The organism is Streptomyces coacervatus (assembly GCF_029223485.1).
Taxonomy (GTDB): Bacteria; Actinomycetota; Actinomycetes; order Streptomycetales; family Streptomycetaceae; genus Streptomyces; species Streptomyces coacervatus.
In genome coordinates, this window is sequence record NZ_JARHTP010000007.1 from 381463 (window position 1) to 406369 (window position 24907).

The 24907-nt window shown below is 69.6% G+C and carries 21 protein-coding genes; 4 read left to right on the forward strand and 17 right to left on the reverse strand.

Annotated elements, in window-relative coordinates; genetic code table 11:
* Positions 1 to 52 precede the first annotated feature (52 nt).
* Positions 53 to 1057: an esterase/lipase family protein gene (locus P2Q00_RS19815; RefSeq protein WP_275773920.1), complete on the reverse strand. Its 1005-nt coding sequence runs from the start codon at positions 1055 to 1057 to the stop codon at positions 53 to 55.
* 252 nt (positions 1058 to 1309) lie between these two features.
* On the opposite strand from P2Q00_RS19815, the gene P2Q00_RS19820 reads away from it, so the two are divergent.
* Positions 1310 to 1729 carry an NUDIX hydrolase gene (locus P2Q00_RS19820; RefSeq protein ID WP_275774030.1) on the forward strand — a complete coding sequence of 140 codons (420 nt, stop codon included), beginning with the start codon at positions 1310 to 1312 and terminating at the stop codon, positions 1727 to 1729.
* On the opposite strand, the gene P2Q00_RS19825 is transcribed toward P2Q00_RS19820, so the two are convergent.
* From P2Q00_RS19825 to P2Q00_RS19840, 4 genes are all read right to left on the reverse strand, one after another.
* Positions 1716 to 2447 carry a hypothetical protein gene (locus P2Q00_RS19825; protein WP_275773921.1) on the reverse strand — a complete coding sequence of 244 codons (732 nt, stop codon included), beginning with the start codon at positions 2445 to 2447 and terminating at the stop codon, positions 1716 to 1718. The genes P2Q00_RS19820 and P2Q00_RS19825 overlap by 14 nt on opposite strands.
* An 84-nt stretch (positions 2448 to 2531) precedes the next feature.
* Positions 2532 to 3917: a hypothetical protein gene (locus P2Q00_RS19830; protein WP_275773922.1), complete on the reverse strand. Its 1386-nt coding sequence runs from the start codon at positions 3915 to 3917 to the stop codon at positions 2532 to 2534.
* 45 nt (positions 3918 to 3962) lie between these two features.
* Positions 3963 to 4781 (reverse strand): alpha/beta fold hydrolase, encoded by an 819-nt coding sequence (locus tag P2Q00_RS19835; protein ID WP_275773923.1) that lies wholly within the window; start codon positions 4779 to 4781, stop codon positions 3963 to 3965.
* Positions 4774 to 5370, reverse strand: coding sequence for a TetR/AcrR family transcriptional regulator (locus tag P2Q00_RS19840; RefSeq protein ID WP_275773924.1), 597 nt, complete (start codon positions 5368 to 5370; stop codon positions 4774 to 4776). Before P2Q00_RS19840 ends, P2Q00_RS19835 begins: the two co-directional genes overlap by 8 nt.
* Positions 5371 to 5746: 376 nt before the next feature.
* Here P2Q00_RS19840 and P2Q00_RS19845 point away from each other — a divergent pair, with 376 nt between their 5' ends.
* Positions 5747 to 6679, forward strand: coding sequence for an AraC-like ligand-binding domain-containing protein (locus tag P2Q00_RS19845; RefSeq protein ID WP_275773925.1), 933 nt, complete (start codon positions 5747 to 5749; stop codon positions 6677 to 6679).
* On the opposite strand, the gene P2Q00_RS19850 is transcribed toward P2Q00_RS19845, so the two are convergent.
* Positions 6663 to 7745, reverse strand: coding sequence for a glycoside hydrolase family 10 protein (locus tag P2Q00_RS19850; RefSeq protein WP_275773926.1), 1083 nt, complete (start codon positions 7743 to 7745; stop codon positions 6663 to 6665). The genes P2Q00_RS19845 and P2Q00_RS19850 overlap by 17 nt on opposite strands.
* Positions 7746 to 7846: 101 nt before the next feature.
* Here P2Q00_RS19850 and P2Q00_RS19855 point away from each other — a divergent pair, with 101 nt between their 5' ends.
* Both P2Q00_RS19855 and P2Q00_RS19860 read left to right on the forward strand, forming a co-directional pair.
* The gene (locus P2Q00_RS19855) at positions 7847 to 9100 is read left to right on the forward strand and encodes an MFS transporter (protein ID WP_275773927.1); all 1254 of its coding nucleotides are present in this window, start codon (positions 7847 to 7849) and stop codon (positions 9098 to 9100) included.
* Between the two features lie 47 nt (positions 9101 to 9147).
* Positions 9148 to 10131 (forward strand): phosphotransferase enzyme family protein, encoded by a 984-nt coding sequence (locus P2Q00_RS19860; RefSeq protein ID WP_275773928.1) that lies wholly within the window; start codon positions 9148 to 9150, stop codon positions 10129 to 10131.
* Between the two features lie 21 nt (positions 10132 to 10152).
* Here P2Q00_RS19860 and P2Q00_RS19865 read toward each other — a convergent pair whose 3' ends face one another.
* From P2Q00_RS19865 to P2Q00_RS19915, 11 genes are all read right to left on the reverse strand, one after another.
* Positions 10153 to 10953 (reverse strand): ABC transporter permease, encoded by an 801-nt coding sequence (locus tag P2Q00_RS19865; RefSeq protein WP_275773929.1) that lies wholly within the window; start codon positions 10951 to 10953, stop codon positions 10153 to 10155.
* 5 nt (positions 10954 to 10958) lie between these two features.
* Complete coding sequence (locus P2Q00_RS19870; RefSeq protein WP_275773930.1) at positions 10959 to 11762, reverse strand: ABC transporter permease; 804 nt, start codon at positions 11760 to 11762, stop codon at positions 10959 to 10961.
* 1 nt (position 11763) lies between these two features.
* Positions 11764 to 12771, reverse strand: a complete 1008-nt coding sequence (locus P2Q00_RS19875; protein ID WP_275773931.1) for an ABC transporter ATP-binding protein — start codon at positions 12769 to 12771, stop codon at positions 11764 to 11766.
* Entirely contained in the window at positions 12768 to 13871 is a 1104-nt protein-coding gene (locus tag P2Q00_RS19880; RefSeq protein WP_425579521.1) for an MFS transporter, read from the reverse strand. Before P2Q00_RS19880 ends, P2Q00_RS19875 begins: the two co-directional genes overlap by 4 nt.
* Positions 13872 to 13960: 89 nt before the next feature.
* Entirely contained in the window at positions 13961 to 16822 is a 2862-nt protein-coding gene (locus tag P2Q00_RS19885) for a glycoside hydrolase family 2 TIM barrel-domain containing protein (RefSeq protein ID WP_275773934.1), read from the reverse strand.
* Positions 16823 to 16850: 28 nt separating this feature from the next.
* Positions 16851 to 17717 (reverse strand): carbohydrate ABC transporter permease, encoded by an 867-nt coding sequence (locus P2Q00_RS19890; RefSeq protein WP_275773935.1) that lies wholly within the window; start codon positions 17715 to 17717, stop codon positions 16851 to 16853.
* The gene (locus P2Q00_RS19895) at positions 17714 to 18682 is read right to left on the reverse strand and encodes a carbohydrate ABC transporter permease (RefSeq protein WP_275773937.1); all 969 of its coding nucleotides are present in this window, start codon (positions 18680 to 18682) and stop codon (positions 17714 to 17716) included. The genes P2Q00_RS19890 and P2Q00_RS19895 overlap by 4 nt, the downstream gene beginning before the upstream one ends.
* 20 nt (positions 18683 to 18702) lie before the next feature.
* Positions 18703 to 19968 carry an ABC transporter substrate-binding protein gene (locus P2Q00_RS19900; protein WP_275773938.1) on the reverse strand — a complete coding sequence of 422 codons (1266 nt, stop codon included), beginning with the start codon at positions 19966 to 19968 and terminating at the stop codon, positions 18703 to 18705.
* 261 nt (positions 19969 to 20229) lie between these two features.
* Positions 20230 to 22074, reverse strand: coding sequence for a glycoside hydrolase (locus P2Q00_RS19905; RefSeq protein WP_275773939.1), 1845 nt, complete (start codon positions 22072 to 22074; stop codon positions 20230 to 20232).
* An 11-nt stretch (positions 22075 to 22085) separates the two neighbouring features.
* On the reverse strand, positions 22086 to 23330 hold the full coding sequence (locus tag P2Q00_RS19910) for an ROK family transcriptional regulator (RefSeq protein ID WP_275773940.1): 1245 nt from the start codon (positions 23328 to 23330) through the stop codon (positions 22086 to 22088).
* Positions 23331 to 23458: 128 nt separating this feature from the next.
* Entirely contained in the window at positions 23459 to 24712 is a 1254-nt protein-coding gene (locus P2Q00_RS19915; RefSeq protein ID WP_275773941.1) for an FAD-binding protein, read from the reverse strand.
* Positions 24713 to 24907: the final 195 nt, after the last annotated feature.

Consider the following 24907-nt stretch of genomic DNA (forward strand, 5'->3'; position numbering starts at 1 on the left):
CCGGTTTCCCGGGGCGGCGGGCATCACGTCGTGGCGGGCGTCGTGGCGGGGCTCAGCCGCCGAGCACGGGCAGCGTGAGGCCGCACTGGACGGGCAGGGCGTGGGCGGGATCGAGGGCGTTGCGGACGAGTTGGGCGGCGTTGGAGTCGTAGGCGATCGAGACGTGTTCGGAGAAGTCCTGGGGGCAGATGTTCTGGATCAAGATGTTCTTGACGGTCGCGGCCGGTCCCGCGGCCAGGAACTGATGCGTGTACGGGGTGACGACCTCGTCGAACTTGGTGGTGATGACGGTGTAGGAGACGCCCGGCTGCGTGTCCCCGTCCCGGTCCAGCGTCTTGTTCACCTCGGAGCCGACCATCTGGTCCGCGTACGCCTGGCCGAGGACGAGGGAGACGGGCTGGTTGAGACCCAGCTCGGTGCTCAGCGTGCCGAGGCCGGAAGCGGTCGTGCCGTGGTTGGAGGGTGCCAGACCGATGAGGCTGTGCACCTTGTTCCGCTTCGGGTGCGCGGGGTTCGTGCCGCCCGCGAACCGCAGATACCAGCGGGGCGTCAGACCGCCGCCCTGGGAGTGCCCTACGAGGTCGACCTGGCGGGCGCCGGTGGCCTTCAGTACACGGTCGACGTAGGCGGCGATCTGCCGGGCGGAGTCCGGGATGTGTGCCGTTGCCTTGAGCGGGCTGCCGGGCGCCCCGCCGTAGTTGACGGCGAAGACGCAGTAGCCCTGCTGCTTCAAGTACGGGGACAGCATGCCCCAGTTGAGATAGGCGTTCGCCCAGGTCCCGTGCAGCAGGACGACCGGGCGCGGATGCTCACGGGTGGGCTTGCAGTTCCAGTCGTTCGCCCCGGCCGGTGGCGCCTCGGGGTTGACGAGCCCGCCGATCCCCGCCGCCGGGAGGGCGAGGATGTTCCGCGGCGGGGCCGGAGGCGCGGGGCTGTCGGCCGCGACCGCCGCGCCCTGCTGCCCCACGGCCAGTGTCAGGGCGAGCCCCGCACAGACCGTGGCCCACCTGGCGAGCCGCCCGCCCGACCGCCTCCGGGAAACCTTCCGATCCGACATCGGGACCTCCTCGTCTCAGAGTCGGCCGAGCGCCGACGCGGAGATGATCGAGGAGCGGCGTCCGTCTCATGCTCGACAGCCGCGCACAACACCCCTCATGGAGCAGCCCATTTCACCCGTTCATCCGTCCGGACCGTGTTCGGAGCGATCCGGCTCACAGCGGAACGCGGTGACTGCGCGGTACTGTGGATGCTTTCGTGGGTATCAGACCCTTTGGACTCATCTCCGGCGAGGGACCGAGGAACCATGGACATGGACATCCCCGGCGACAAGCGGCTGGCGGCTGCCGTCGTGATGGACGACGAGGGCCGGGTGCTGCTGGTCCGCCGCAGTGAGACGGAGAAGTTCCTGCCCGGAGTGTGGGGCGTTCCCTGCGGCAAGCTCGATCCGGACGAGAGGGCCCGTGACGGTGCGTTGCGGGAGCTGAAGGAGGAGACGGGGCTCCTCGGGGAGGTCGTCCGCAAGGTCGGCGAGTCATCCTTCGTCAGTGAGTACCGAGGCTACGAGATCAAGAACTGGCAGGAGAACTTCCTGGTCAGGCCGTTGAGCGAGCAGATCAGCCTGCCCCGGGCCGACCAGTCCTACGCCTGGCTCGCGCGCTCCGAACTGACCACGGTCGACATCGACGAGTACAACCTCGACATCGTGGACCAGGCCTTCATGAACTCCTGAGCAGTTCGGCGAGTCCGTTCAGCGCACCCAGATAGTCGTCCACCGCCAGCGGCACCTTCGGCACGGCGCCCGGGTGCGGGCCCGCCGAGGTGAACACATCGGTGTGCAGCCGTCGTTCGCTCCCCGTCTCCAGGAACAGCGTCACCGTCGGCACGTCCGTGTCGCACCAGGCGCGGTGCAGCGTGTGCGCCGGCAGGGCGTATGCGCTGCCCGCCGCGTACTGCCCCACATGCGTCAGCCGCAGCCGTGCCGGACCGGTCGCCTCCAGCAGCCAGTCCGCCGAGCCCTCCTGCAGCGACTCCTCGTACCGCGCGGCCGGGATCCCGTCGCCGGCGCCGCCTTCGACGTCGTACAACTCCATGGCGAGCCGCCCGCGTACGACATAAGAGGCAAGCGGGGAACGGTGGTTGTGGATGTCCTCCTTGCCGACCGCGGCGGCGCCCGGGTGCCAGAGATGGGCGCGCAGCATGTGCCGCGGGCCGCCGTCGATCAGCAGCAGTTTGTCGAAGCCGAGGACATGCCGGTACGAGAGCCGGGCACACCCTGCAGGATCGCCCTCGCCGGAGGCCAGCTCGGCGATCAGCTCCAACAACCGCTCGGGCGAACCGAGTTCGGTGACGACGAAACGGGCCGCTGCGACCAGTTCGTGCTCGGGCAGTTCACCGTCCAGTGCCCCGGCCAGCAGTCGTCGCGCCGCCAGAACCTGCCGACCGCCCATGCACACATACCTCCGGGTTCACTGCTTCCGGTTCACAGTTTTTGGCTCACTGCTCTCGGTTCATTCTTCCGGTCATTCTTCCTGTCATTCGTCCGGTCGATACATCCATACGGCATGTGCCCGCAGCGCCGAAAGACCTTGATAGGTCATCCACATGGGATGGCGCAGCTCACTGCTGTCGGACCGGCCCCAGGACCAGATGCCGTCCGTCTGCCCGGCCCATACCGCGGCCGCCGCGCCGTCCAGCCGCTCCCGCCACGCCTCCTCCAGCCCGTCCTGCGCCGCGACCTCCCTGGCGCCCGGGGTCATCAGGGCGCGCAGCACCCAGGATGCGGTGAAGTGCCGTACGTTCAGCACCTCGTGGCGTGAGGGGTCGTCGGTGCGGGGGCGGCGCACCTCCTCGCGCAGGTTCCTCAGGTCCGGGCAGCGGGTGTGGGCCGCGCTCGTACAGGCCAGCAGCCAGCGGACGCCGTCCTCGCGGGCGGAGCGAGCTCCCGCGCCCTCGGGCTCGGCCAGCACCCGGGCGGCCCGGTCGAGGGCCACGACCGCCTGCGCCGTGTGCAGTGCGGAGGGCATTCCGTACGGCGGATCGAGACGGTAGCTCCAGCAGCGCAGGTGCTCACGGCGCGGGTCGCTGATCGCGCCGTCCACCAGGGCCTCGCGCAGCACGGGCAGGACGGTGGAGTCGGGCGCGGCGCGCAGGAGCCCGCGCAGCACGGTCGTGACGACATGGGTCGACTCCCGCCCGGCGCGGTCGAGTTCGCGCGTGAACCCGGCCGTGCAACGGCCCACCTCTTCCGTCAGCCGCTCGCCGGACGCCCCCGCACGGGCCAGCGCGCCCAGCACCAGAGCGGTGACCTCGGGCCGCGCCTCCGCCCCCTGCGACCGCGCGGACCAGCCCCCGCCGGGCAGCCTCAGCCGCCACAGCGTGTCCACGAGATCCCCGGTGCGCAGCCGCCCGTCGGGTACACCGAAGTCGAGCATGATGTGCAGGCCGTACGCCGTGCCGACGGAGGTGGGGCGGGGCGGGCTGTTCTCGCCGAGGGAGTGCGACCAGCCGGTGAGGCGGCCGCGGTCCGGGTCGTCGACCACGCACACCTTGTCGGCGAGTGTGCCGTACGCGGCGGCGAAGAGCTGCGGGAGAGGACCGGGCGCAGCCGGCGCCACGACGACGGCTGTTCCTGCGCCGGGCCCGGCCGTCACCGCACGGGCCCGGACCAGTGCAGCCGCCAGCCAGGTGGCCACGCCGGTCCCGATCCCGCTGACCCCGGCGACCAGATACCTGGCAGCCGCCCCGCCAAGAGAATCGGGCAGCACCCCGAACAGAAACTGGAACACGGCGTACCCGGCGGCGGCGCACCCGAGGCTTCCCAGCCAGCCGACGAACCGTGCGGCCTCGGTCGGCCCGCCGGGTTCCGGTGCGGTGCCGTCCGATCTCAAGGGACCGCGTCCCAGCTGCTGTTGAGACAAGGCGCGCTCCCTCCCCCGAAGCTTCCAGTCTAAGCGGGCGGGCGCCTAAGTGGTCAGCGGGGCTCGTGGGCCGTCGCCCGCAGACAGGGTCTCGGCGAGCAACTCGGCGAAGGCGACGGGATGTTCGGCCACACCGACATGCCCGCCGGGGAACTCGACGAAGCGGCTGCCGGTGCGCTCGGCGAGGAACTCGGCCGTGCGGTGGAGGAGTTGACCGCGGGAGTCGGAGCCGGCGGCGAGGGTGAGACGGGCGGGGGAGGCGGCCAGGGCGGCGAGGTCGGGCGCGTAGGAGGAGAACTGCCGCAGGACGTGGGCGAGGAAGAGGGCCATGGGGCTGGCCAACTCCTCGTTCCGGGAGAGGGGTTGGCCGCCCGTCGGCTCTGCTGCCTCCTGCCCGGTCAGGGCGGCGCCCAGCCGGACGGCGGCCGCCGGTAGCCCGGCGGCGCGATAAGTGTCGTACACCTCCCGGAACACGGCCTGCTGCAGGGCCCCGTCCGGCAGCACCCCCACGCACGGCGGCTCGTGTGCGACGACGTGGCTCAGCCGCTCGGGATGCCGGGCGAGCAGGTCGAGGGCGGCGATACCGCCGGAGCTGGTCCCGAGGACGCAGGCGGATTCGCCCTTCGGCAGGACCTCGTCGAGCACCTGCCGCGCCCCGTCGCTCCACTCCGCCACCCGCTGGTCGACGACGGGTTCACCGAGCCGCCCGTGGGCGAGCCCGAGGGGGTCGTACGTCACGACGGTGAAGCGGTCGGCGAGTGCGTCGGTCAGCTTGTCGAACCCCATGGGGTGCCCGGCGCCGCCGGGGACGACCAGCAGGACGGGCCCGTCGCCGTCGACGTCGTAATGCAGGAGCTCAGTCATGGTTCTTCTCCCCGTTCTCCCCTTCGCGGGGCCAGTGTTCGAGCGCGATGTGCAGGGCGTCCACGGCCTGGTCCCAGGACCTCTGCACATCGCGCGGGGCGCCGAAGCCGCCGGTGGCCTCCAGGGCGCAGTAGCCGTGGAAGGTGCTGCGCAACAGGCGTACGGCGTCGGTGAGGTCCGGTTCCTCCAGGCCGTAGGCGCGGAGCATGCCGTAGGTGATCTCGGCCGTGCGGCGCAGTTCGGGGGAGTCGGCGACGACGGACTGGTCGATACGGATCTGAGTGGCGGCGTACCGCCCGGGCCGCTCCAGCGCGAACTCCCGGTAGGCCCCGGCGAACGCGGCCAGCGCATCCTTGCCGGCCCGCCCGGCCACCGCGGCCGCGATGCGGTCGATCAGCTCGCCGCCGGCCAGGAACGCCATCCGGGTGCGCAGGTCCTGGAGGTTCCTGACGTGCGAGTACAGGCTTGCGTCCTTGACGCCGAAGTGGCGGGCGAGGGCGGACAGCGTGACGTTCTCGAAGCCGACCTGGTCGGCCAGGTCGGCGGCGGCTGCGGTGATGCGGTCGGGTGTGAGGCCGGCTCTGACCATGGGAACGACCTCCGCTTTTCCGCCGGGGGCGTTCCCCGCCGCCCGTACCTAGATATTCTAGGTAAGAGACTAGCTCACCAAGGTCGTCACCGGGTACCCAGTTTCCCCACAGCCCCCGGACATGGGCCTGGTCACGCGGCCCGCGTCCGCCCGTGCACCACCACACCGGCCTGCCGTCCGCCTCGCGCAGATGCATGCCGAGGTCGTGCTCGGTGCACAGGGGCGAGGCCTGCCCGTCACGGAACCGGCCAATTCCCCGTTACCTCGACGCAGATGAGGTTCGGGCGCACGACGGGAGGGGCAGCCGTACCTTGAGCAGGGGGGCAGAGCTTTGAGTGAGGGTGCGTTACACGTACATCGTGTCGGGGCCGACGAGTTGCAGGCCGCGGCCTCCTCGATCCTGGCGCCGCTCGCCGTGACGGCGTCACATCGGGAACGGAAAGCGGACGCCTTCCGGGCCGACATCGACGCGGCAGCGATGGGACGCCTGGCCGTGGCGCGGATCCGCGGATCCGGGCATCTGGTCTCGCGCACGGCCCGCGCGATCACCTCCACCGACCCCGAACTGCTGAAGCTGACCCTGCGCCGGTCGCGGCCCGCGGTCGCGGACCAGGGGCGGCAACAGTCCCGGGCCGGGGTCGGCGACTTCATGATTCTTGACATGACTCGCCCTTACCGGCTCGAAGTCTTCGACGGATGCGACGTCATGGCGGTCGGCATCCCCCGTACGGAACTGGGCCCGCACGCCGACACGGTCGTACGGCAGACGGCACAGCGGCTGCCCGCCGAGACCGGCGCCCAGGCGGTCCTCTCGGCGTTCCTGCAGGGCCTTGGCCGCCACCTCGACGAACTGACGGGTCCGGCGGACGCCTACGTGGCCGATGCGCTGGTGTCGCTGCTGATCGCGGCCTTCACCGAGCGCACGCCCGGCAGGATGGACACCGCGACCGAACTGGTCGACCGCATCCGCGTCTACGCCCTGGCCAACATCTCGGACCCGTCCCTGTGCGTCGGCTCGGTCGCCGCGGCGCACGGCATCTCGGACCGTCAGTTGCACTGCCTGTTCCACGGCACCGGCACCTCGTTCTGGACCTGGCTCCGCCACGAACGACTCTCGCGCATCCACCGGGACCTGCAGGACCCCGTCCACGACGGCCGCACCATCGCCTCCGTGGCCGCCCGTTGGGGTGTCCACGACCCGCGCCATGTGGCCCGCGGGCTCAAGGAACACTACGGGCAGACGGCACGCGAACTACGTCAGGAGCGGGGACCGGACGTCTTGGCGCGACGGCTCAGGCGTTTGGGTTGAGCCCGTTCGACAGTCCCGTATACGCGGGCTTCGGCGCGTAACTCTCGTTGTACGGCAGTGCAGCCCCGTAACCGCTGAAGGTGCCCGGCACCCACGAGTACTTGTCCGTGATGCCCCACACCGTGACACCGGCGCAGCGCGCCACGCCCAGGCAGTTCTCGCTCGCCGTCTTGTAGTCGGCGGACTGCTGGGCCAGTTCGGCGGCGGAGGCCGGCAGCGGGATGCGGATGTCGAGCTCCGTGACGGACACCTCAAGACCCAGGTCGGAGAAGCGCTTCAGGTTCGCCTTCATCGACGAGGGCACCCCGCCCACGACGAAGTGCGACTGGAAGCCGATGCCGTTCAACGGAACGCCGTCCGCGAGGAGTTGCTTCGCGAGCGAGTACAGGGAGTCGCTCTTCGCGTTGTCCGCCTCGATGTTGTAGTCGTTGATGTAGAGCTTGGCGGCGGGGTCGGCCGCGTGGGCCCAGCGCAGCGCGTTCGCGATGTAGCCCGTGCCGAGTTTGGTCTGCCACAGCGAACTGCGCATCGAACCGTCCTCGTTGAACGCCTCGTTGATCACGTCCCAGGCGTACACCTTGCCCTTGTAGCGGCCGACCTCGGTGTCGATGTGGCTCTTGAGGATCGAACTCAGCTCGGAGACCGAGAAGTTGCCGTTCCTGAGCCAGGAGGGCAGCTGCGAGTACCAGGCCAGCGTGTGGCCCCGTACCCCCTGGTGATGCGCCTGGGCATGCGCCACCAGACGGTCCGCGGCGGCCCAGTTGAAGCTGCCCCGGGTCGGCTCCACCGCGTCCCACTTCATCGCGTTCTCCGCCGTCACCGAGTTGAACTCCCGGTCCAGGACGGTCGTGTACGACGAGTCGGAGGTCAGCGGGGTGTCGCCGACCGCCGCACCGATCTTCACACCGCGGCCGTCGGCGTACCCGCGCAGGGTGGTCGCGGCCGAGGCGTCCGGGGTGAGCTGGGGGAGGGCGACGGCCGCGGCGGTGATCAGCGCGCCCGCGGCGGCGAGCGGCAGGGGGCGGAAGACGCGACGGCGGCGGTGGGTCCGGGGGGTGTCCGGCACGGCTGCTCCTGGTGCAGGGGGAGGTGTGAGGTGCGTGGTTATCTCAGTCGCCAGTTGCCGCCGGGGGTCATAAGGTTGCCGGGGATTCGGGGGAGGTACACGTGTCGCAAGGAGCGCAGAAGGACGGCAGCCGAGCTCAGGACGTCACTCCCGGCACCGGCCAACCCCTTTGGCGGCAACGGGACTTCGGCATTTTCTGGACCGCCCAGACCCTCTCCGTCCTCGGTGACTCCTTCGCCCTGATCGCCCTGCCCTTGCTGGTCCTCCAGGCCACCGGATCGGTCGCCCGCATGGGCCAGCTGACGGCGGTAGGCGGAAGTGCCGCGGTCCTTGCGGCGGTGTTCGCCGGGGTCGTGGTGGACCGTGCCGACCGCCGCAGACTCCTCATCGCCTGCGACCTCGTACGGATGGTGCTGTACGGACTGATCCCCGTCGTGTGGCTGTTCGGGCCGCAGCTCTGGCTGCTGTACGCGGTGCTGCCGCTGTGCGAGGCCGTCGGTACGTTCTTCGCCGTCGGCTACGTCACCGTCGTACGCAGCCTGGTGAGCAGCGACCGGCTGACGGAGGCCAACGGCCGCCTGAACGCCACGGCCGCCGCGGCCGGAGTGCTGGGACCGCTGGGCGCGGGACTCGTCGCCTCCTGGACCGGGCCGGCCGCCGCCATCGGCGTGGACGCGGCCAGCTTCGGGGTCTCGGCTGCCTGCATGCTCCTCGTACGCTTCCGCGCCCGCCCCGCCGACGACCGCCCGCCCCGGCGCACCGGCCTGTGGCGGGACCTGCGTACCGGGGTGTCCTTCCTCTACGGCCACCCCGTCCTGCGGTCCCTCACCGCCCTTCTCTTCGTCTTCAGTTTCCTCACCTTCGGCCTGACCGACCTGGTCATCTACCACCTCAAGCACGACCTCGGCCACGACGACGGCACGGTCGGCACCGTCATGGCGTGCGGCGCGCTCGGCACGATCACCGGCTCGCTGCTGGTCGCCCGGATTCGGCGCCGGCTCGGTTTCGGGTGGACCTGGACGGGGGCGGTCGCGGTGTGCGGGCCGGCCCTCGTCGGCCTGGGCTGGGCGCGGGACATCCGCGTGGTGGCCGTCCTGGGCGCCGTCTTCCTGGCCTGCGTCGCCATCGCGGGCACCTGCTCCATGTCCCTGCGCCAGGAGGTCACTCCCGAGCCCCTGCTCGGCCGCGTCACGTCCGCGTTCTGGACCCTCCACTACTCGGCAGCCCCCGTCGGCGCCACTGTCCTCACCTGGGTGGCCGAACGGCACGGCACCGGACCGGCGGCCCTCGCCGCGGGCTGCTGTTGCGCCGGGATCGCGGCCGTCGCCCTGTTCACGCCGGTCAGGGGCGCCTGACACGGACACCGGACCCGTCGAATCACAGGCAGGAGAGGGACATCCCCATGCGCAACGCGGTCGATCATCTGGTCGAGGTGTACGGACTCGGCTCCGGTCCGTGGACGATGACTTCCGTCACGCGCGGTGCGCTGGGGCAGATCTGGAAGCTGTCGGGGCAGAGCTCGACATGGGCCGTCAAGGAGATGCTCTTCGGCTGTGACGAGCACCAGGTCCAACGGGAGGCCGCATTGCGGGACGCCTCGGAGCGACTCGGCATCGCCTCCCCGAAGCTCATCGCGAACCGCGACGGCGCCCATGTCTCCTGGCTTCCGCCCAGGTTGGGCGGATCCTCCGTGAAGCTCTACGAATGGGTTGACGGGACCGAGGCCGACCCTGCCCGGCCGGAGATCCTCAGCTGGGTCGGCCGTACGCTCGCGCTGCTGCATGTGGCCGGAGAAGGCGCGAGCGAGGCGCCGGGCTCCTGGTACGAGACCTGCCCTCGGGAGGCCGACTGGGCAGAACTGCACCACAGGACGGACGCGGCCGGCCTGCCGTGGTCGGACGCACTGGCCCGCTTCGCCGCCGGCCCGGCCGGGGAACTGGCGCGGTTGGTGACCGCGGCCGACCGGAACGCACTGGTGACGTCTCATCTCGATGTCCAGCCGCAGAACGTGCTGTTGGGCCCCGAAGGCCCGGTCCTGATCGACTGGGACAACGCGGGACCCATGGCACCGGAGCGCGAGCTGGCATGGATCGTGTTCGTGTGGTCGGGACGAAACCGCTTGAATGCGGATTCCGCGCGGCGAGTCGTCCGCGCCTATGTGGCGGCCGGCGGCCCCGGGAGGATCCGGGACCCGGGTGCGTTCTCGACGCTCGTCGCGACGAGCCTGAACTACATCCAGGTACAGGCCGAAGCGGCGGTGGACCCGGCGAAGACAGTGGAGCAGCGAGAGTTCGGGGAGACAGAGGTCGCCAAGTCCCTGCGCAATCTGCCGGAGCCGGCCACGCTCTCCCGGCTGATCAAGGAACTCGGACCCGAGTGGCCCTGAGGCCCGCCGCGGCTCATCCGTTCATCCGTTCACCCCCGTGTAGTGGTTCAAGCTCCAGCGCCACAGCAGCCGCGCCCCTAGGTACGCGAGCACGCCGAGCAGTGGTGAGGCGGCCGCCAGCCAGTACGGGACACCCGTGTCATGGCCGTGCCCGGTGAGCACCGCGGCCGGGAAGTAGGCGACGAACGCGAGCGGGAGGCCGAAGGTGAGGAAGCCGCCCACTGCCCGGGGCAGCACGTTCAGCGGGTAGCTGCCGAAGGTGCCGAGCAGCTCCTCCAGCCAGCGGCCCCAGTAGTCGGCGGCCGGGAAGCGGAGCGAGGCGCAGGCGACCGCCGTGAACAGGGCGGCCTCCAGGAGCATGCCGCCGATCAGGCAGGTGATGAGGTACGTGATCCGTCCCGCGGTCCAGTCGAGATGACTGCGGGACAGGGCGCCCGCCATCAGTCCGGCGGCCACCGTGAGGTCGCCGATGGCGTTGGTGGGGAAGTACTGCAGCTGCACCTGTCGGTGGACCGGCATGGGCCGCAGCAGACAGATGTCGATGCGCCCTTCCTGGATGAACCGGCCGAGGCCGTGCATCCGGCCCAGGACCAGCACGAACAGCCCGTGCGCCAGCATCCGCGTCGCGGGGATGAGCAGCACGTCCGAGCTGTCCCAGCCGCCCATCCCGGTGAACCGGGTCAGCAGCACGGTCGCGAACACGATCACCGACACCTGCCAGATCGCGCCGATCGCGACCATCAGCAGGAACTCCGTGCGGTACTCCAGTTGGGAGCGGAAGTTGAGGCGCGTGATGCGCCAGGCGATCCGGACGGCATGCACGGGCCTCAGCCTCCCTGGGAGATCACACGGCGGGCAGCCCGCCGCCACAGGAACCGGGTGAACAGGTGGAGCAGCACGACCCAGCCGGCCTGGATGGCCAACTGCCCGCCCGCATCCGACAGTTGGATCCGACCCACGTAGAGGGACAGCGGCACGTTGAGCGTCGCCTGGAAGGGCAGAAAGGTGCTCAGGGTGCGGAACCACTCGGGGAAGAACCACAGCGGGGCGTACACCCCGGACATCAGGTTCTGCGCGAAGATCAGGATCAGCATGGCCGCGCTGTTGCGCACGGTCCAGAAGCACATCTGGTCCAGCAGGAGCATGACGTGGTACAGCACCAGCTGGCCGAGCAGCAGACTGACCACGAACACCCCGGCCACCGCGGCAGATCCGGGCGGCTCGATCACCCCGGCCACGAGACACACCAGGTATCCGGCGAGCGCCCACGCGGCCCCGTAGACCTGCTCGCCGAGGGCCCGCAGCGCGTGGTAGCGGGCGGGCGGCAGCGGCCGTAGATACCAGTAGACGATGGTGCCGAAGTGCATGTGCTGCAGGACGGTGTCCCGGCCCGCGTACTGGTCCAACTCCCGTAGCCGGGACGCCAGTACGGCCAGCACGGCGTACGAGATGGCCTGGTCGCGGCTCATGCCGGCCGTGGCGCCGGTGTGCGCGTACAGGCCGCTCCACAGGGACGCGACCAGGACCACCTGCACGGTCAGCCGGACCAGGACGGCCGTCATCCGGGGCGGTGCGTGCAACTCGCCCAGCGGGGTGACGCGGGCGGTGCGCCACGCGTGCAGGACCGCCATGTCAGACCCCTTCCGCGGCCGGCCCCGCGTGCGCGTAGGCGACCCGCATCACGTCCTCCAGGTCCGCCTCGTCGATGGCGATGCCCGTCACCTCGTACCGCTCTATGACCGCCTTGAGCGCCTGGTGGACCGTGGGAGCCTCGGATCCGTCCGGCCCGAACACCACCTGCGGGCCGTCCTGCCGCAGCAGCGCGATGCCCGGCGGCGGCACGACGTCGGTGTGCCCGTCGGCGAGTGTCGCCCGCACCTGCCAGGTCGAGCCGAACTTGCGGCGGATCTCGTCGAGGGTGCCGTCCAGTACCAGCCGCCCGTGGTTGATGAGCACGACCCGCTCGGCGAGCCGCTCGACCTCGGTCATGTCGTGCGTGGTCAACAGGACGGTACGGCCACGCTGTTCGACCTGATGCCTCAGGAATTCCCGCACCTGCTCCTTGACCACCACGTCCATGCCGATGGTCGGCTCGTCGAGGAAGACGACCGGTGGGTCGTGCAGGAGAGCGGCGGCGAGGTCGCAGCGCACGCGCTGGCCGAGGGAGAGGTGGCGGACGCGGGTGTCCCAGAAGGCGGACAGTTCGAGGATGTCGTCGAACTCCCGCAGACGGGCGGCGTGTTCGGCCTTCGGCACGTCGTAGATGTCCCGCAGGATCGCGAACGACTCCTTGACCGGCAGGTCCCACCACAGCTGGGTGCGCTGCCCGAACACGGCGCCGATGTTACGGGCGTTGCGCTCCCGCTCCTCGTACGGCACCACGCCCGCGACCCGGGCCTCGCCGGAGGTGGGCGTGAGGATGCCGGTGAGCATCTTGATGGTGGTGGACTTGCCGGCGCCGTTCGGGCCCAGCAGGGCGAGCAGCTCGCCCGGTGCCACGTCGAAGCTGATGTCGGAGACGGCGTGCTTGACGGCCCGCTCCGGGTTGACGAGCGATCTGAGCGCGCCGGCGAAACCCGGGCGGCGCACGGTGGTGTGGAAGGAGCGGGAGAGGGAGCGGACCTCGATACTGCCGATCACTCGATGAACCTCCGGGTGAGTTGGATCAGCCAGACGGTCGCCGCGAGCGAGGCGGCGGAGAGCGCGGTCAGCAACCAGGGGACGGCGTGGATGCCCGAGGCCTCGATGCCCACCCCCAGCAGCGGGGGAGCCGCCACTCCGCCGATCATCGACGCGGCGATGACCCAGGCACCGGCGCGCCTCGCCTGGGGAAGGGCCCTGTTCAGCCAGGGCAGTCCGGTCGGGAAGACCGGTGCGATGAACAACCCAACACCGGCGTACGCCACCGGCGCCACTCCTTTTACACGTGCCAGCAGCAGGCATACGGTCATGCCGGCCGCACAGATCGTGAGGATGCGCTCGGGGGAGTACCTCAGTGTGATCGGTACGACGAGGAAGCGGCCTGCCGTCATCATCAGCCAGTACACCGAGGTCGCCGACGCGGCCACGGTCGCGCTGTAGCCGACGGTCTCCAGGTGGGTGGGTTCCCAGCCGCCCACGCCCGCCTCGACGCCGACGTTCAGGATGTAGAGGGCGAGGAAGCCGATGAGGATGTGGGGGAGGCGGCCGCCCGGCGATCCGGTTTGCTTGTCCGACGGCTCATCAGCGCTTGTACGTGCTGGCTCAACGGCCCTTGTACGTACGCCATTTGAACCCAGCGGGACCAGCACCGCCGCCAGCGCGGCACACGCGCCGAAGGCGTACGCGTACTCGTCCGGGCCCAGCCAGGCCACCACCGCCGGGCCGAGCACCGCCCCGATGCCGAAGTGTGCATTGAGCACGTTCAGCATGGCCGTGGAACGGTCGCCGAAGCCCGCCGCGAACAACTGGTTGAGGCCGTAGTCGATACCGCCGAAGCCGAGGCCGCCGAGGAAGGCGGCGGCGAGGGCGAGGGGCCAGTCCGGGGCGAGCGCGAAGCACGCGGCGCCGAGCGCCATCAGGCCGTAACTCGCCGCCAGCAGCGCCCTGTTGCTGATCCGGGAGTGGACGGCGTTGAACGCGAGGACGCCCGCGACGCCGCCCGAGAAGTGCAGGCTCAGACCGAGTCCGGCGCCGGACGGGGACAGGCCGAACTCCGTGCGCAGGCCCGGGATCGCGGGGCCGTACAGCGCCTGGAGCATGCCGATGAGGACGAAGCCGACGCAGGACGCGACCGCGGCCGGCCGACTGAAGAGCCGGCCGGCCGCAGGGGACCGTATGTCCGTGTCCGTCAACTGATCTCCGAGAAGACGAAGGAGAACTCGGCCGGTTCGGCGTGGAGTTGGTACTGCGGCAGCACACCCGGGCCGCAGGAGCCCGTGCCGATGCCGTGCAGGGCGTGGTCGAGGTTGACCCAGACCGTCTCAACGGCCTTGAGGTCGGTGAGGTGGGCGGCCGCGTCCAGCTGCTCCGTCGTCCAGCGGCGGGCGGTGAGGTAGAACTCCGGGTCGCCCTCGACGCGCAGCCCGCCGAGCTCCGCCCAGCGGACGTCGGCACGGGCGCCGTTCTCCTGCGGGCGCAGGTACGGGGTCTGCAGCCCGTCGACCGTGGACTCCCAACGGCCCACCCTGGAAGCCGACTTGGTGTCCGGGTAGCCCTCGCCGGGACCGCCGCCGTACCACTTCACACCGTCGGCCTGCGCGAGACCGAACCGCACACCGAGCCGCGGCAGCGGCACCGGCCACTCGCCCTCCGGCCCCACGGACACGGTGAGCTTGAGGCGGTTGCCGTCCGACGTCCAGCGGTACACCGCGGCGAGTCCGAACTCCCAGGCGGCCGGCGCCACCCGGGTCCGCACGGTCAGTGCGTCGTCGCCCACCTCCACGCCGTCGAGGCGGTGCCGCATGCGGTGCAGGCCGTACTTTCGCCACAGTTCGGCGTAACGGGTGCCGGTCTGCCACTCGGCGCCCTCGTCGTTGTCGGTGGTCGCCCGCCACACGTCCAGGCGAAGACCGCTCACCTCGACACCGCCGATGGTCCTCAGCGCACCGGTGCGGGCGTCGAAGGAGGCGGGGCCCAGGGTGATCACACCGTCGCCCGTCACGGGACCGTCTGTCGCGGCGACCGAGGGCAACACCCGTGCCATGTCCGGGAGTTGGCCCCACGCCACCTCGTGGCCCCGCGGCCCCCAGGCGGTGTCGGCCGCCAGCAGCGCCCGTACCGTCCACTGCGACTCGCCGCCACCGTGGTCGGCCGGCGGCTCGGGCAGCTTGACGTCGGCCGACGCGCCCGGGGCGAGCGCGGGTACGGGCAGGGAGCCCGACTCGACCGTCTCGCCGTCCACTTGGTAGGACCACTCGAAGGCGAACGCGGAGAGGTCGGCGAAGTCCTGCTTGTTGGTCACCCGCACGGTGCCGTCGGAGCCCTCGAAGGAGACAGGCTCGATGACCTTCTTGAACTCCAGCAGGCCCGGGGAGGGCCGCCGGTCGGGGAAGATCAGGCCGTCACAGACGAAGTTCGCGTCGTGCAGCTCCTCGCCGAAGTCGCCGCCGTAGGCGTAGCCCAGCTCGGGGTGGGTGATGCCGTGGTCGATCCACTCCCAGATGAAGCCGCCCTGGAGGCGGTCGTACTTCTCGAACAGCTCCTGGTAGTCGGCGATGCCGCCCGGGCCGTTGCCCATGGCGTGCCCGTACTCGCAGAGGATGAAGGGGAGTTCGCGGCGCTTGTGCGTACCGCCGTCCAGCTCCTGGCCGATCTGCTCGATCTCGGCGTGGGAGGCGTACATCCGCGAGTACATGTCCGTGTCACGGGAGTTCCAGTCGCCCTCGTAGTGCACGAGGCGCGAGGCGTCGCGGCCGTGGATCCACTCGGCCATGGCGGTGAGGCCGCGTCCGGTGCCGGCCTCGTTGCCCAGCGACCAGATGACCACCGACGGGTGGTTCTTGTCGCGCTCGACCATACGGGCGGCGCGGTCGAGGAGGGCGGGGGTCCAGCGGTCGTCGTCGACCGGGTTGTCCCGCCAGGCCTGCTCGGTGAAGCCGTGGGTCTCCAGGTCGCACTCGTCGATGACCCACAGGCCGTACTCGTCGCACAGGTCCAGGAAGGCCGGGTGCGGCGGGTAGTGCGAGGTGCGCACGGCGTTGAGGTTGTGCCGCTTCATCAGCAGCACGTCCTCGCGCATGGTCTCCAGGTCGAGGGCGCGGCCCTTCTCCGGGTGCCATTCGTGGCGGTTGACGCCCTTGAAGAGCACTGCCCTGCCGTTGACCTTGATGAGGCCGTCGGCCAGCTCCACGGTACGGAAACCGATGCGCAGCGGCACCCGCTCGCCCTCGGTGACCAGCTCGCCGTCGTACAGCTTCGGCACTTCGGCCGACCACGGCTGGACCGCTGCCGTAACCGTTTCCCCGGTCGCGACATCGATGTCCAGGGCGGGCACGGACACCCGCCCGTCGACGTCGGAGTCGACGCGCAGGGTGCCCTCGCCCGTGATGTGGTCGTAGGAAGCGTTGACGAAGAAGTCGAGGACGCTGCCCGCCGGGCGGTGCAGCAGCGTGACGTCACGGAAGATGCCCGGCAGCCACCACTGGTCCTGGTCCTCCAGGTACGAGCCGGCGGACCACTGGTGCACGCGTACGGCGAGCATATTGCCGCTCGGCTTCAGCAGATGCCCGACCGCGAACTCGTGCGGCAGCCGGGAGCCCTTGAACTCGCCGATGTCCGTGCCGTTCAGCCAGACGCGAGCGCAGGATTCGACGCCGTCGAAGCGGAGGACGCAGCCGCCCTCGGAGGGCCAGTCCTCGGGCAGGTCGAAGGTGTGCAGGTGGTCGCCGGTCGGGTTCTCCGTCGGGACGTGCGGCGGGTCGACCGGGAAGGGGTAGAGGTGGTTGGTGTAGATGGGCAGGCCGAAGGCGCCGTCGCCCTGGAGGACCCAGTGGCCGGGGACCGCGACCTCGGCCCAGTCCCCGGCGTCGAATCCGGGCTCGGCGAACGAGTCGTCCTCGGCGTCGGCGGTCGGCGCCACGCGAAGCCGCCAACTGCCGTTCAGTGACAGGGACTTCGCGTCGGAGGAGGCGTACCAGGCGCGGGGCGGAAGGGCCCCGCTGCCCGGTGAGACGTCCTCGACGTAGTCGATGGCCGTGGTGCGGAAAGACATCGGTCTCCAGGTCGTGATGAGGAGGGCGTCAGCCCTTGATGCCGGTCTGTGCGATTCCCTGTACCAGCCAGCGCTGGAGGAAGAGGAAGACGAAGATCAGGGGCAGGATGGAGATGGCGGTGGCCATGAAGATCAGATGGAAGTTGACGGTCTGGTTGGTCATGAAGGAGGAGAGCGCGATCTGGACGGTCCAGGAGCTCGGGTCCTGGCCGATGACCAGCGGCCACAGGAAGGAGTTCCAGGCGCTGATGAAGGTGATCGTGGCGATCGCCGCGAAGAAGTTCAGCGAGTTGGGTACGACGATCCGCCAGTACGCGCCCCAGTAGCCGAGCCCGTCCACGCGTGCCGCCTCCTCCAGCTCTTTCGGGAATCCCAGGAAGTACTGCCGGAAAAGGAAGCAGGTGAAACCACTGAACAGGCCCGGGATGATCAGACCGCGGTAGGTGTCCACCCATCCGAGGGACGAGACCAGCACGAAGCTGGGCACGAAGGTGACGGCCGTGGGGACCATCAGGGTCGCCAGGACCGCGTAGAAGACCTTGTTGGCGTGCCTGTACGGGATGCGGGCCAGACCGTAGCCGGCCAGCGAACAGACCAGGAGGGTGCCGAACGTCGTCAGGACGGCGACGACCAGCGAGTTGATCATGGAGCGGCCGAAGTCGACCGTGGGGTCGTCGAACAGCTCGGAGATGTTGCCCCATTGGAAGGAGGGCAGCAGCTTCCAGTTCTCGCCCGTGATCTCCAGGTCCGTGGAGAGGGAGTTGCGGACGATCAGGTAGAAGGGGATCAGGAAGAGCAGGGCGGCGACGCCGACGGCGATGTACAGCCCTGTGTTGCCGAAGACGCCCCGGCCCTTCTTGCGCTGCTTGCCGACCTGAGGTGCGGTGGTGGTCACTTGGACTCATCCCCCCTTCCGAAGCCCATGAACTTGCCCTGGACCAGAGTGACGAGGCAGATGAGCAGCGACAGGATGACCGCGCCCGCGCTGCCGGCGCCGTAGTCCTGGCTGGTGCCGAGGGCCGATTTGTAGAGCACCATGAGCGGTGTCTGGGCCCAGGTCGCCTTCTGCCCGATGATGTTGAAGAACTCGTCGAACGCCTGGTAGGCGGCGATGAGCAGCAGCAGGATCACTGCGGTCGAAGTAGCGCGCAGCTGGGGCAGCGTGATGTGCCGGAAGGTCTGCCAGCCCGGCTTGGCGCCGTCGATGGCGGCGGCCTCGTACAGCTCGGTCGGGATGTTCTGCAGCGCCGCCAGGAACAGGATCATGTAGAAGCCCGACTGGATCCACAGGCGCAGGGTCACGATGACCAGCCAGTACCAGGGCGGAGTGGGGTTGGACATCCATGCGATGGTGTCGGCGCCGAACCAGCCGATGACCGTGTTCGCGAGTCCGAAGCGGACGCCGCTGAAGATGGACATCTTCCAGATCAGGGCGGCGGCCACGTACGAGACGGCGGTCGGCAGGAAGAACACCGAGCGGAAGAACGCCCGCATGAACCGAAGCCGGTTGACCAGCAGCGCAAGCCCCAGTGACAGCGCCCAGGTGGTCGGCACGATGAACGCGGCGAACACGGTGAACGTCACCAGTGAGCCGGGGAACTCGCTGTTGGTGAGGATCTGCTTGTAGTTGTCGAAACCGATGAAATGGCTCGGCGTGACGGTGTAGCGGGCGTCGAAGAAGCTGAGCCAGACGCTCCAGACGATCGGCACCAAGACGAAGATCGCCAGGCCGATCAGGAAGGGCCCGGTGAAGAGCCAGAAGTTCAGGGTGGCGTTGCCCCGCAGGCCCCGCCGCGGCCGGGCCTGGGAGGCCTTGGCCGGGGCGGGCTGGGCGACCCCGCGTGTGGTGGTGGTCGACATGTCGTGGTCTTCCCGGCGGCCTATCCGAACAGCTTCTTGAGCTCGACGTTGACCTTCTTGTCGCAGGTGTCGAGCGCCGCCTCGGGGTTGCCGTTCTTACGGACGGAGGACGCGATCACGTCGGCGAACGCGGTCTGCATGGTCTGGTCGTAGGCGATGTTGTCGAAGTGGCCGTAGTCGGTGAAGAGCTTGACGCCCTCGGCCGGCAGACCCGACTTGAGCTTGGTGGCCTTGTTGGCGATCGAGGTGCGCGGCGGGATGTGGAAGCCGTACGAGGTGGCCCAGTCCTCCTGGTACTGCGTCTGGTCGATCCACAGCCACTTGATGTACTCCTTGGCCGCGTCGACGTTCTTGCCCTTGGCGTTGACGAAGATCGACCAGCCGCCGTTGTAGACGGACTGCTTGCCGGCGCTGCCGATCTTCGGGAACGGGAAGATGCCGAGGTCGTCGCCGAGCGCCTTCTGCATGGCCGGCATGGACCACATACCGCCCCACTGGATGGCACACAGGCCCTGGTTGAGCGAGGAGGGGTCCCAGAAGTCGGTCGGGGCGTCGAGGAGCACGTTGCCGCTGGTGAACAGCTTGCGCAGCTGCTTGAGACCCCCGACGACGCCGTCCGTGTGGTAGGCGATCTCGTTCTTCTCGTTGATGGTGTCGGCGCCGGCGGACCAGATGATGGGGTTCTGGATCGCACTGAAGTCGTTGCCGAGGAAGACGCCCTTGACCTTGCTGGTGGTGAGCTTGGCGGCGGCCTCGATCAGCTCGTCGAGGGTGGTCGGGACATCGACCTTCGCCTTCTCCAGCATCGACTTGCGGTAGTAGAAGAACTGCGGGTCGTCGATCATCCGTATCCCGTAGATCTTCCCGTCGACCGTGTGGGACTTGATGTCGTTCTGGTTGAAGTCGTCCTTGACCGGGTCGATGATGTCGCTCAGGTCCGCCACCTGGCCGCTCTTGACGAGCTGCAGCTGCGGGTGGAACTCGAAGACGTCGGGCGCCTTCTGGGTGAGCAGGGCAGCGAAGAGCGCGGACTCGAAGTTGTTGCCCGTGATCCAGTTGGTGCTCACATCGGCCTTCTTGTAGGCCGCCGCGTACCGCTTGAGGGCCTGCTCCGTACCGGCCTCGCCGTAGGCGTGGAAGTACTGGGTGAGCTGCGTGCCCGACCCCCCGCTCCCGCCCCGGCCGTTGTTGCTGCCGCACGCGGCCAGCGTGCCGGCGGCGGCCATGCCCGCGGCGGCCCGGAATATGGACCGGCGGGAGAAGTTGCTGTTGCTCATTGCCGACATGCTGACGTCCTTGTCTCGATTGCGGCTGCGGCTCCACGGCTTCAGCGCTACGCGGCTGCTACGTGGCTCGAAATGCGTTGCGGTGCGGGGACGTTAACCTTCGGCTAAGCCTTCGGCAAGGGGTTGGACGAAGTCTGCTCGAAGCGTTGTATCCGGTTCGGAATTACGAACATGGGGTGGTGCAGGGGGGTTGAGGGCCGCCGGGTCAGGGTGTGGCCGGCGGCCCTCGGTCCTGAGAGTCAGGTCGGGGTCAGGGCGGGGTTACGCCTTGTTCCAGGCCTCGTTGGTCCCGCCGTTGCAGCTGTACAGGATCACTTTGCTGCCGTCGGCGGTCGCCTGCCCGCTGACGTCCAGACACTTGCCGGAGGCCTCGCTGAGGATCTGGCCGTTGGCGTTCAGCAGCCAGCGCTGGCCGACGGCACCGGTGAAGTCGGAGGCCGTCGTGAGACCTGAACTCCCGGCCGTGAGATAGCCGTTCACGCCCTTCAGGGCTCCCTTCGCGTCGTACGACCACGACTGCTCGGCCCCGCCCGTGCACGTGTTGATGGCGGCCCCGGACGCGTCCGCGGTCAGGCACTTGCCGGACTGCTTGCCCTGCAGCGCACCCGCGATCGCCGAACTGCCCTTGCCCTTCTGGTCGAAGACGTACGTCGTGATGGAGCGGGCCGCGAGAGTCGAGGAGACCGTGCCGCCGCTCACCGCCGGCTTGGCGACGTTCGCCCAGTCCTCCGTGGCCGACGTCCGTACGGCCTGCGCGGCCCGTACCGGTGACTTGTTATTGAAGTGCAAACTCAGCGGTGTGTCGGTGGAGTTGTGGTTGTTGACCACGACCACCCACTTGCCGTCCCGGTCGTACGACGACACCTCGACGCCGTCCGGCGCCCCGGTCACGTTGTGCGCGACCGAGCCCGGCCGGACGAACCTGCTGTACTGGCCGAGCGCGTAGTACCGCTTGGTGAAGTACAGCTTCTGGTTGCCGTTCGTCGCGTAGTCGGGGTCGTAGTAGATCAGGCCGTCGTTCCAGCCCACGTCGTTCTTCTCGGTGGCGGAGGTGCCGTAGCCGCTGGCCAGGGCCACCCACCACTGGAACGCCGAGTCGTGCGAGCTCGCGAAGTCCTTGTAGATGATCCGGGACATCAGCAGGGCGTTGTCGATGGTGGGGTCGTACTCCTGGTTCCAGCCGGTCGAGCCCTTGCCGAAGCAGCAGATCTCGGTGGCCCAGGACTTCTTGCCGACGGTCCTCGACGTCTCGTAGACATTGGCGAGCTGGCCGTCGTTCGGGTTGTTGTACGTGTGGTGGGCGAGCGCGGACACGTACTGCCCGGTGCCCGGCTGCGAGATCCACTGCGGGAGCTCGGAGGTGAACTGCGTGGTCTTGCTGGACTCGTCCGCGATGATGCCCGTGCGCTGATGCCGGGCCTGCTGCTCGGCGCCCAACGCCCGTACGATGTCGTCGCGTTGGTCGACCGCGACCAGCATGCCCTCCTGGCCGCAGTCCCCGAAGTCGTTGTCCGGCTCGTTGAAGGGACTGATGTAGTCCAGCTTCGCGCCCTGCTTGGCGAAGTGGTCGGTCACATCGGCCACGTACTTGGCGTAGTCGGACTCGTTCTCCGCCTTCAACCGGCCGCCGCAGGACTGACCGTTGGTCGTCCACCGGGCCGGCGCGCTGTTGATGAAGCCGATCAGGTCCTTGACGCCGTACCGGGCGGCGTACTTGAGGAACGTCTGACCGCCCTTGTCCTTGCTCCAGTCGTACGAGCCGTCGGCGTTCAGGAAGTCCTCGGCGGCGCGGGCCGGTGTGGTGACCGCGGTGCCGCCACCGCCGATGTTGTAGCGGTAGGAGCTCAGGGCCAACCCCTGCTGGGAGAACAGCAGTTGGGCGACCCGGGCCTGCACCTCGGGCTTGAAGTGCTGCAGGTCGTTGACCCACCAGGCGCCCGACGCACCGATGTCGTCGATGGTCTGGGCTGCATGGGGGGAGACTTCGGCCGCCGTGGGGGTGGCGGCCGAGGAGGGCGGGGCGGATATCAGGGGTCCTGCGACGGCGAGTGCGGCTGCGGCCGTCAAGAGGAGGGGTCTACTGCGGTGGGGGTGAGTCACGTGCATCCCTTCCGTCGTCATGAAGGTGGTGCGGTACGGCTCCTTGCGGGGGTGGTGCGTTTTGCATTCCTCTGTCCCACCGACTGCAGCGCGCCCTCCAGCGCGAACGTCGCCGCGCCCAGACATGCCGGGTCGGTGGGGATCGGGGAGAGGACGATCTCGGTGGCGGCCATCGGCCGCGGCAGCGCGTGCCGTGCGACGGCCTCGCGCACCTCCGCGACCAGGGGCTCGCCGAGGGCGGCCGCGACCCAGCTGCTGAGCACGACCACTTCGGGGTTGAACAGATTGACCAGGTCGGCGATGCCTGCGCCGAGATAACGGGCGGTGTCCCGGACCACCTTGACCGCCACCGGGTCCTGCTCCCGCATCCCCTGGGCCAGCGCGGCGATGGTGGCCGTCTGGTCCTCCGGGTGCAGCAGTGTGCTGCCGGGGCTCAACTCCCGTAGATTCAGCATGATTCCGGGCGCCCCGACATATGTCTCCACACAGCCGTGGTTGCCGCAGTGGCACAGCCGTCCGTCCAGGACGATGGTGTTGTGGCCCCACTCGCCGGCGCTGTTGCTGACCCCCCGGTGCAGCCCGCCGCCCAGGACCAGCCCGGCGCCCACTCCGGTCCCGAGGTTGACCACGACGGCGTCCCCCCGCCCGCGGGCGGCCCCGAACCACAGCTCGGCCACCGCGACGGCGCGCAGCGGGTTGTCCAGGTACAGGGGGTAGGCGATGTGCTCGGTGAGCAGGTCGAGCAGCGGCACGTCGTGCCAGTCCCAGTTGGGCGCGTACTCCGCGATACCGGTGGCGCGGTCGACCTGCCCCGGCACGCTCACGCCCACGCCAAGTACGCGCGCGCCTTCGATCCCGGCCTGGGTGACCACCGAGCCGACGGCGGCGGCGACATGGCCGACCATCTGCGCGGGGAGGCTCTCGCCGGGACGGACGTCCTCCTCGGCGCGGGCCAGGACGTTCAGCGCGAGGTCGAAGAGCTCGACATGGACGTACGTCTCCGCGATGTCGACGCCGATCAACGCGCCCCCCGACGCGTTGACCGCCACCAGGCCCCGGGGGCGGCCGCCCGCCGAGTCCTCGAAGCCGACCTCCGTGATCATCCGCAGGTCGAGGAGCTCCCCGACGAGTGTGGCGACCGTGGCAAGGCTCAGCCCGGTGGCGGCCGCCAGCTCCTGCCGGGAGGTGGGAGACTCGGCGATGATCTGGCGCAGCACCTCGTAGCGGTTCGCGGTGCGGATGTCACGTGATGTGCGCTTCAAGGGTGCGTACCCCCGTCCCTTCGCTCATGCGGACCGGGCACGTCGGCACCGGCGCGGCGCAAGGCTATGGCCTGCGGGGGACTTTCGACAAGGGGTTAGGAAAGGGGGTTTAGGAAGTCCCCCGGGAGTCAGTCGCCCAGCACCGCCTGCACGAAGGGGTTGGCGAATTTTGCGTCCGGGTCCAGCGCCCGCGCAAGTGCCCGGAACTCGCCCAGCCGCGGATACCGGCCGCGCAGGACCGCCGCGGGCGTGGTGAACACCTTGCCCCAGTGCGGGCGGGCGTCGAAGCCGTCCAGCGCCTCCTCCACCCGCCGCACCACCGGCAGTACCGCCGCCGTGTCCTCCACCCAGGTGAAGTGCGCCGCCACGGTGTCCCGCCCGTATGCGGGGCTCAGCCACTGCCGGTCGGCGGCGACCGTGCGTATCTCGCACGTCTGCAGTACGGGGGCCACCGTCTCCCGGATGCCGTCGAGCGCCTTCAGCATGTCGACGGCATGCCGGCGCGGCAGCAGGTACTCCGACTGCAGCTCGGCCCCGCTGCTCGGTGTGAACTCCGCCCGGAAGTGCGGCAGCCGCTCGTGCCACGGCCCCGGCACACCGAACTGCTCGGTGCAGTTCACGGCCGGCATCCCCGGCACGGGGTGCAGCTTCTCGGTCGCGGGCGTCGCCCACGGGAAGTCCGGGAGCGGCTGGTCGGTGCGCCGCTTCAGCCACACCTGACGGAAGCCGGGCTCCCGCCAGTCGGTGAACAGGCTCACGCTGTAGGCCGCCGCCGCGATCGTGTCGTACGCCGCCAAGTCCAGCCCGGCGAGGGGGAGTTCGGTGAACAGGTGCTGCTCGACGTCGTAGGTCGGCTCCAGGTCGAGGGTCAGGGCGACTACGACGCCCAGGGCGCCCAGCGAGGTCACGGCGCCGTCGAAGCGCTCGTCGCCCCGCCCGATGGTCACCGTCGATCCGTCCGCCGTGACCAGCTCCACCTCGCGCACGGGTGTCGCCAGCGAGCCGTTGGAGACCCCAGAGCCGTGTGTGCCGGTCGCCACCGAACCGGCCACGGAGATGTGCGGCAGGGATGCCATGTTGGGCAGTGCGAGCCCGTGCGCGTACACCTCGCGGGCCAGTTCGGCGTACCGGACGCCGCCCGAGACCCGTACCGTACGGGCCGTGGTGTCCACGTCGATCACCGGTGGCAGCGCGGCGATCGAGAGCAGAACGCCCTCGGGGCCCGGCTCGGCGATCTCGTTGAAGGAGTGGCCGCTGCCCAGCACGCGCACCTTGGCGCTCCCGGCGACCAGGGCCCGCAGTGCGTCGAGCGAGTGCGGACGCTGCAGCTCCTTGGCCGTGTAGGTGATGTTGCCCGCCCAGTTGGTGACCGTCTCCGTCATCCGTGCCGTCCCTCCCTTGGAAGTGCCTGTACGTTGACCCTCTCATCGCGGCTAGAACCTGCACCCCGGTGGGGGCTGGTCGCGCCCCGCGGCGGAGCCGCTGATGTCACAGCCCGGCGCCCCTTGCGGGGCGCGGTACTGCACCGGGACCGCTTAGCTTAGAGAGCGTTTTCTGCAAGTTTCCGACGAAGCCGG